Source organism: Microcystis sp. M_QC_C_20170808_M9Col, from assembly GCF_007095495.1.
Lineage (GTDB): Bacteria > Cyanobacteriota > Cyanobacteriia > Cyanobacteriales > Microcystaceae > Microcystis > Microcystis aeruginosa.
Genome location: NZ_SFBZ01000069.1, coordinates 1 through 6338, shown reverse-complemented (window position 1 = coordinate 6338; position 6338 = coordinate 1). Strand labels below are relative to the sequence as shown.

The 6338-nt window shown below is 39.2% G+C and carries 5 protein-coding genes; 3 read left to right on the top strand and 2 right to left on the bottom strand.

Annotated features, from left to right (window positions below; genetic code table 11):
• Positions 1 to 492: 492 nt before the first annotated feature.
• Complete coding sequence (locus tag EWV68_RS04495; RefSeq protein ID WP_061431117.1) at positions 493 to 1656, bottom strand: pyridoxal phosphate-dependent aminotransferase; 1164 nt, start codon at positions 1654 to 1656, stop codon at positions 493 to 495.
• 218 nt (positions 1657 to 1874) lie between these two features.
• Entirely contained in the window at positions 1875 to 4628 is a 2754-nt protein-coding gene (locus tag EWV68_RS04490; RefSeq protein WP_287168959.1) for a DNA methyltransferase, read from the bottom strand.
• A gap of 210 nt (positions 4629 to 4838) precedes the next feature.
• Here EWV68_RS04490 and EWV68_RS04485 point away from each other — a divergent pair, with 210 nt between their 5' ends.
• The 3 genes from EWV68_RS04485 to EWV68_RS04475 all read left to right on the top strand — a co-directional run bounded on the left by EWV68_RS04485 (position 4839) and on the right by EWV68_RS04475 (position 6200).
• The gene (locus EWV68_RS04485) at positions 4839 to 5306 is read left to right on the top strand and encodes a DUF29 domain-containing protein (protein ID WP_061431119.1); all 468 of its coding nucleotides are present in this window, start codon (positions 4839 to 4841) and stop codon (positions 5304 to 5306) included.
• Between the two features lie 436 nt (positions 5307 to 5742).
• Positions 5743 to 5922, top strand: a complete 180-nt coding sequence (locus tag EWV68_RS04480; protein ID WP_061431120.1) for a hypothetical protein — start codon at positions 5743 to 5745, stop codon at positions 5920 to 5922.
• The gene (locus EWV68_RS04475; protein WP_287168958.1) at positions 5910 to 6200 is read left to right on the top strand and encodes a hypothetical protein; all 291 of its coding nucleotides are present in this window, start codon (positions 5910 to 5912) and stop codon (positions 6198 to 6200) included. The genes EWV68_RS04480 and EWV68_RS04475 overlap by 13 nt, the downstream gene beginning before the upstream one ends.
• Positions 6201 to 6338 lie beyond the last annotated feature (138 nt).

Below are 6338 nucleotides of genomic sequence, written 5' to 3'. Positions count from 1 at the left end.
CTTGTCCATTAAGAAATGTTACAAATTACATGGGTACATTAAGAAAAGTTAAGGGGGTGCATCCATTGATGGATAAGGGTTTTCGGCTATTATAGTATATATGTATGGGGGAAGTTCAGGTATTATGCAAGATTTCATCATCCCCATCCCTGGGTTCAACTTAAGATGGAAGTTCTGGTGGTGATTCGGTCAGGGTGAGCGCATCTCAAACCCTATTGACAATTGTGCAATTTTGTGGTTTGCGTGGGCATTTCCAGTGATACCAGTCAATCAGAATAGTGGTTCTTCGGTTTGTGTTATGCAATGGACGGGAGTTATAAGGGGTGAAACCCTTATAGAGAAAGACATTGCTTCGATTTTTGCTTAACAATTGAGATAGAAAATTATCCTCAAATATGCCTGAATCACCTTCTAGGTGAGCAACTCACATAAGCTGTTAAAACCCAAAAAAAAGGGCGAACAAAATTCACCCTAACAAACAAAGTAATCATCCTACAAACTGCCGATAAACTGATCAAGGCGATCGAATCCTTTTTCAATCGTCTTTAGGTCTGTAGCATAGGAAAGACGAATACAATCATCGGCACCGAAAGCAATACCGGGGATAGCAGCCACTTTTTGGGTTTCGAGCAGTTTCTGACAAAAATCCCGGGATTTTAAACCAGTTTGACTAATATCGATAAACACATAAAAAGCACCGTTGGGAGTAGGACAATTGAGTCCGGGGATTGCTCGCACTCGTTCTAAAATATACTGTCGGCGCTCGCTAAAAGCTTTGACCATTTCCTCGATGCAATCTTGGGGACTCTCTAAAGCAGCGATCGCACCGTATTGGGCAAAAGTGCAGACATTGGAGGTACTATGACTTTGGATCTTAGTCATAGCCTTGACAATTTCCACCGGTCCTGCTATGTAACCGACGCGCCACCCCGTCATCGAGAAAGCTTTAGCAAAACCATTGCTAATAATACTGCGCTGAAAGATTTCCGGACCAAAAGAAGCGATACTGCGGTGAATTGCGCCATCATAGAGGATTTTCTCGTAAATTTCATCGGAAACCACTAAAATATCCTTTTCAACCACAATTTTTGCTAAAGCTGCGATTTCTTCGGGAGTATAGACAATACCGGTGGGATTAGAGGGAGAATTGAGAACAAATAATTTAGTTTTCGGTGTAATTGCCGCTTCTAGCTGTTCGGGGGTGATTTTATACTGATTCTCTAGGCTAGTGTTCACTATAACCGATGTTCCCCCCGCTAACGTCACCATTTCAGGATAACTCAACCAGTAGGGTGCGGGAATAATTACTTCGTCCCCCGCTTCAATTAACGCCATGATCAGATTATAGAGAGACTGTTTACCCCCATTGGTAACAATCACATTATCGGCATTGTATGCCAGTTGATTATCCCGCAGCAATTTCTCAGCGATGGCTTTTCTTAACCCCGCTTCCCCGGCAGCCGGTCCGTAGCGAGTTTTTCCCTCATCGAGGGCCTTTTTCGCGGCAGCTCTGATGTGAGTGGGTGTGTCGAAATCTGGCTCCCCGGCGCTAAAACTACAGACATCTTCGCCGTTTCTCTTCATTTCCTTGGCCAGAGAGTCGATAGCTAGGGTAAGGGAGGGGGTGACTTGATTGACTCGTGACGCTAGTTTCATAGTATTTTACCCTGAAAGGGCTTTTCTGATGACCTACACAACCTTTAGTATTGTCCATCACCTCGATTGTTCTGGGTGTTTTTTTATATAATCTCCGGAATTGCGGCGCTTAGGGATGGGTGTGGGGTGTGGGGTGTGGGGTGATGGGGTGTGGGGTGTGGGGTGTGGGGTGATGGGGTGATGGGGAGAACAAAGCTGCTTTTTGCCTTTTGCCTTCGTTATTGAGGATTTTTTCTTTTCGGGGGTTTTTGTTTGCTGGTAGGGAGTAGGGGAGCGGTTAATTTTTCGTAGAGTTCAAAGAGGTATTCAATACGGTTTAATTCACTGGTAAAGGGTTGGGGACGATAACACAAATCAACGGCTTTGTCAAGTTTTTGGTGAGCTTTGAGCAAGTCCGGAGGCATGGTTAAAGGATCGTATAAATCCGCAAGGCTACTATCAGGATATTTTGCCCTAGTATCTAGCACAGCTTGAGCGCAAGTTTCAACGGTTTGTTTTTGTTTGTCGGTGATATTTTCTGGAAAGGGGTAGTTATTATAAACGATGGTGTTTGAATAACGATAATCGCTTTTTAATCTGCCACAGACATATTTAACCCATGCCATGTGCATTGCTGAAGTAAGAATACCAAAATGATAAATACTACCGCGTGGAATTGCAATACAGGTATCACTAACTATTATATTTTTATTGAAAAATCCTAACGGAATATATTTTCTATTTTCTGATGAAACTCTAGGTACTAATACATAATCAGTTTCAGGCTGTCTATTTTCAGTAAATAATGTTGGGAACTGCGACCATTTAATTGTCGCAACTTTAGAACTAGCCAAACGCATTTCTTTAACAGCTTCTACTCTTTTTAATAATAGGGGCAACTGCTTTAATTCTTTAGGCTGTATTTCTGTTAACCAAAAACACCAGCGTCTTTTATTATTCAGAAATTCATCAGCAGAAATAAAAGGCTTAATAAATTTTTCTCCTGCGGGTTCTTGTCGAATATACTGTTCTTTTTCCTCGTCATTCATCAGAAGATTACCACCATCTGTAGGTTGGCTGCCTTTGATCATTTCAGGCACGTTACAAATGGGTTTTATTTTCTTTAAAATGATTAAATCATTTCCTTCTGTCAGGTAAGGATTAATATTTTTAACCTTTCTTTCTGTTGGTTCACCTTTAATATCAGCATAATCAAAAATACGTTTATTGTCAATATCTTCTAGCCCAAAACCAATAATAACACAATGAACTGCGGCGTTTCCTTTTGCTTCATTACTCCAGCTAAAAGTTCGATGGGCAAAATGAATTTTTATTTTATATTTTTGATAAAGCTCTTGCCAAAGAACACCAACTTGTTCACCCTGAGAAATAGAATTTGTGCTAACTAAAGCGCAACGAATTAAACTATTTTGAATAAATTCAGCCGCTTTAATATACCATGCCGTCACATAATCTAAAACACCTGCTCCTTTAACGTCCCCTAAAACACGATTCATGTCAGCCTTTTGGTCAGCATTTTGTAACTGTTTACCCACAAAAGGAGGATTTCCTAAAATAAAATTGAGATTCTCTTTTGATACAATTTCCTCCCAATCAATCCGCAAGGCATTTCCATGAACAATCTTTGCCGCTTTCTTTAATGGTAAACGCACAAAATACTGACCAAAAGTATTACTAACTTTAATATTCATCTGATGATCAATTAACCACATTGCCACCTCTGCGACCCTCACCGCAAACTCATCGTATTCAATACCAGCAAACTGATTGACATCTACCTGAATAATCCTACTAATATCTATTACTAACTGCCCCGTTTTATCTAACTCCTGTAATACCAAAATCTCTAAATCGCGTAACTCCCGATAGGTAATAATTAAAAAGTTGCCGCAACCACAGGCAGGATCAAGAAAATATAAATTAGCAATCTTTTTCTGAAATTCTAGTAATTTATTGCGATTGCCTTTAACCTTCTCAAATTCTCTGTGTAAATCATCTAAAAATAATGGTTTAATCACCTTTTGAATGTTCTTCTCGGAGGTATAATGCGCCCCTAAATTACGTCGCTCTTTTGGATTCATTACCGCTTGAAACATAGAACCAAAAATAGCAGGGGAAATTTTTCCCCAATCAAAAGCACAAGCTTCTAATAACATGACTCGCATCTTGCTATCAAAAGCCGCTAAGGGTAATGACTCCTCGAATAACTTGCCATTTATGTAGGGAAATTGAGTTAAATTCTCATCCAGATTTTTTAATCTTTTTTCTTCTGGTGTATTCAAAACCTGAAAAATAGCATCAATGTGCATCGCCAAATCACTGCCATCTTCTTTGGTATGTAGGTCAATATATTCCCAGAAAATCCCCTTATTAAAAATACCCGTATCATCGGCAAATAAACAAAATAATAAACGCACTAGATAAACTTCCAAATCATGCCCCATATAACCAATTTCTTTGAGGCAATCATGAAGTTTTCCCATTAACTCGGCTGCTTGAATATTGACGGGATCTTCGTCTTTATAAACTCGCTTTTCGTAACCAGCAATAAAATCAAATAAATGAACGTTATCAACAAAATTACTTAATTCAAATTCCCATTGATTGCCTGAATCTAAATCATATAATTTAAACCGTTGAAAATCCGAGACTAAAATATAACGCGGTAACTCATGTTCCTTTAAATTGGGAAAATAATCCTTAGCCTGTTGTGTGGCTTTTTCTAAATCTTTCCCCTTCGATTTATGCTCAACTAAAATCGTTCCTTTCCATAATAAATCAATAAAACCCTGTTTATTATCGGCTTTTTTTATCGGTTGCTCAAAACTGGCTACCCTACGCCGTGAAATGCCAAAGACATGAAAAAACTCATTCCAAAAAGATTGAGATTCTGCTTTTTCTGAAGTCTCTCCTTGCCACTCTTTTTGAAAGGTAATCGCGCGATTTTTAATTTCATTCCAACTTAAAGGCATAGTTTTAACTCCTTATCGTTCGCCGGTTTGCTCAAAGATACTAGAAAATGGTGTAGGGAGCCATAGGCAGTCAGCCAAGTATAGAAATTTTCTCTATATTAGGTGATTTTTTGGTAAACTACAAGGGAAGCTAGAAATTAGTAACGCCTTGAGAATTGTAGCCGTTTAGTTACCAATCTAGTTATTGACTCGAAGGAACAACTTATCGCTATGTCCAAAACTCTCTACGAACAAGATTTTCAAGTATGGCTCGCAACAACAATTAGCCACCTACAGAAGCGGGAATTTGCTGCGCTGGATACTGATAACTTAATTGAGGAGTTAACCGAGTTGGGAAAATCGGAAAAAAGAACTTTAGAAAGTAATTTGATGATTCTTTTAGCTCACTTGCTCAAATTAAAAGTACAGCAGGACGCACCGCCATCCATGAAGGATAGCTGGTATTGTTCTATTATTGAGCATCGCCAGCGAATTGAGAAAAACTTACGCGATACACCTTCCCTGAAATCCTATCTAGAAACTGCTATCGAGGAAGCTTATCCAGATGCTCGTCAAGTGGCAATTAAGAAAGGGAAACTCCCTCAATTTGGTGTTCGGATTCCCCCAGAAAATGATTATCCTCAAATTTGTCCTTTCTTGCCAGAGCAAATCTTAGATGAGAACTTCTATGGCAATTGACTAGAGGAAATAGTTAAGAAAAAAGTTGATTTTCAATTTTTGCATTACTCATGACTCGACTAACTCCAATCCCAATTGACGAAAACATCCTAATTTATATAGGGCTTGCTGAATAAATGTGAAATCTAGGCAAGGTAAGGGTTTTGTGGCTTTTCTCGCGAAACAGGTGCAAGATTTTGAGAGAATCGTCGTTCAAAACCTTGCGTCTTCATCGGCCCGCGTCCTGTAGGGGCGAAGCATTCGGGCAATAACCTATCGGTGAAACCGTGGATTTTCTATCCGAATGCTTCGCCCGTACTTTTTCAGCAAACCCTATATAGAGTCCACCGATAACCTAGAAATTCCTGCCAAGACATTAGGAACAGAGGGAAGAATTGCTAAAGGGGTAATTTATCTACCAAATAATTGAAAATCATCACAATAATTATTTAGAAAAGTGGAACCTACAGAAGAACAGTATCTTGTCTTAAATGCTCTTGAAACTTTGGGACTCCTGCTCTTTAGAGTCTATGATGAAGATAATGGAGCTTGGCTAATCATTACTTCTAGTCTAACATTGCCCAGATCATACTTATTGCCTAATGGCGAAATTGTTCCCCTAGAATGGATGCTTTAACCATGAAAAAACCGACAGAACTTCAACAGCAAAAATACGAAAGAATTGGCGAAATTGCAGCCAAAGGAAGACAGCGTTATCTAGAAGCAGGAGGCGACCAAAAAATCTGCCCTAGCGGAAGAAAAGGAAATGATTATTTAACCGATGAAGAACGTAAAGAAATTTTACAATTAGCCCGTCAGGTTTTTGGCGTTCAGATTAAAGATGGCCAAGTTTACTGTCAAGGACGGACTTGGAAAATATCCGATAAAAAAGTCTCAAAAGATACCGAAAAATGAACTAAATATTGCTAGTGTAGAACGTAGCGACTGTCTTGATTGTCAAGGGGTAACTCAAAAAACAATCAAGGAGTTGCTGTCGAACCTAAAATCTCAAGCCAGAAAAAAGCGCAGCAAAAACTAAGTCGCTCAGGTTAA

Bases quoted from the DNA above. Each gene is read 5' to 3' on its own strand.
- EWV68_RS04495 (WP_061431117.1), bottom strand. From the start codon at position 1,656: ATGAAACTAGCGTCACGAGTCAATCAAGTCACCCCCTCCCTTACCCTA.
- EWV68_RS04490 (WP_287168959.1), bottom strand. From the start codon at position 4,628: ATGCCTTTAAGTTGGAATGAAATTAAAAATCGCGCGATTACCTTTCAA.
- EWV68_RS04485 (WP_061431119.1), top strand. From the start codon at position 4,839: ATGTCCAAAACTCTCTACGAACAAGATTTTCAAGTATGGCTCGCAACA.
- EWV68_RS04475 (WP_287168958.1), top strand. From the start codon at position 5,910: ATGGATGCTTTAACCATGAAAAAACCGACAGAACTTCAACAGCAAAAA.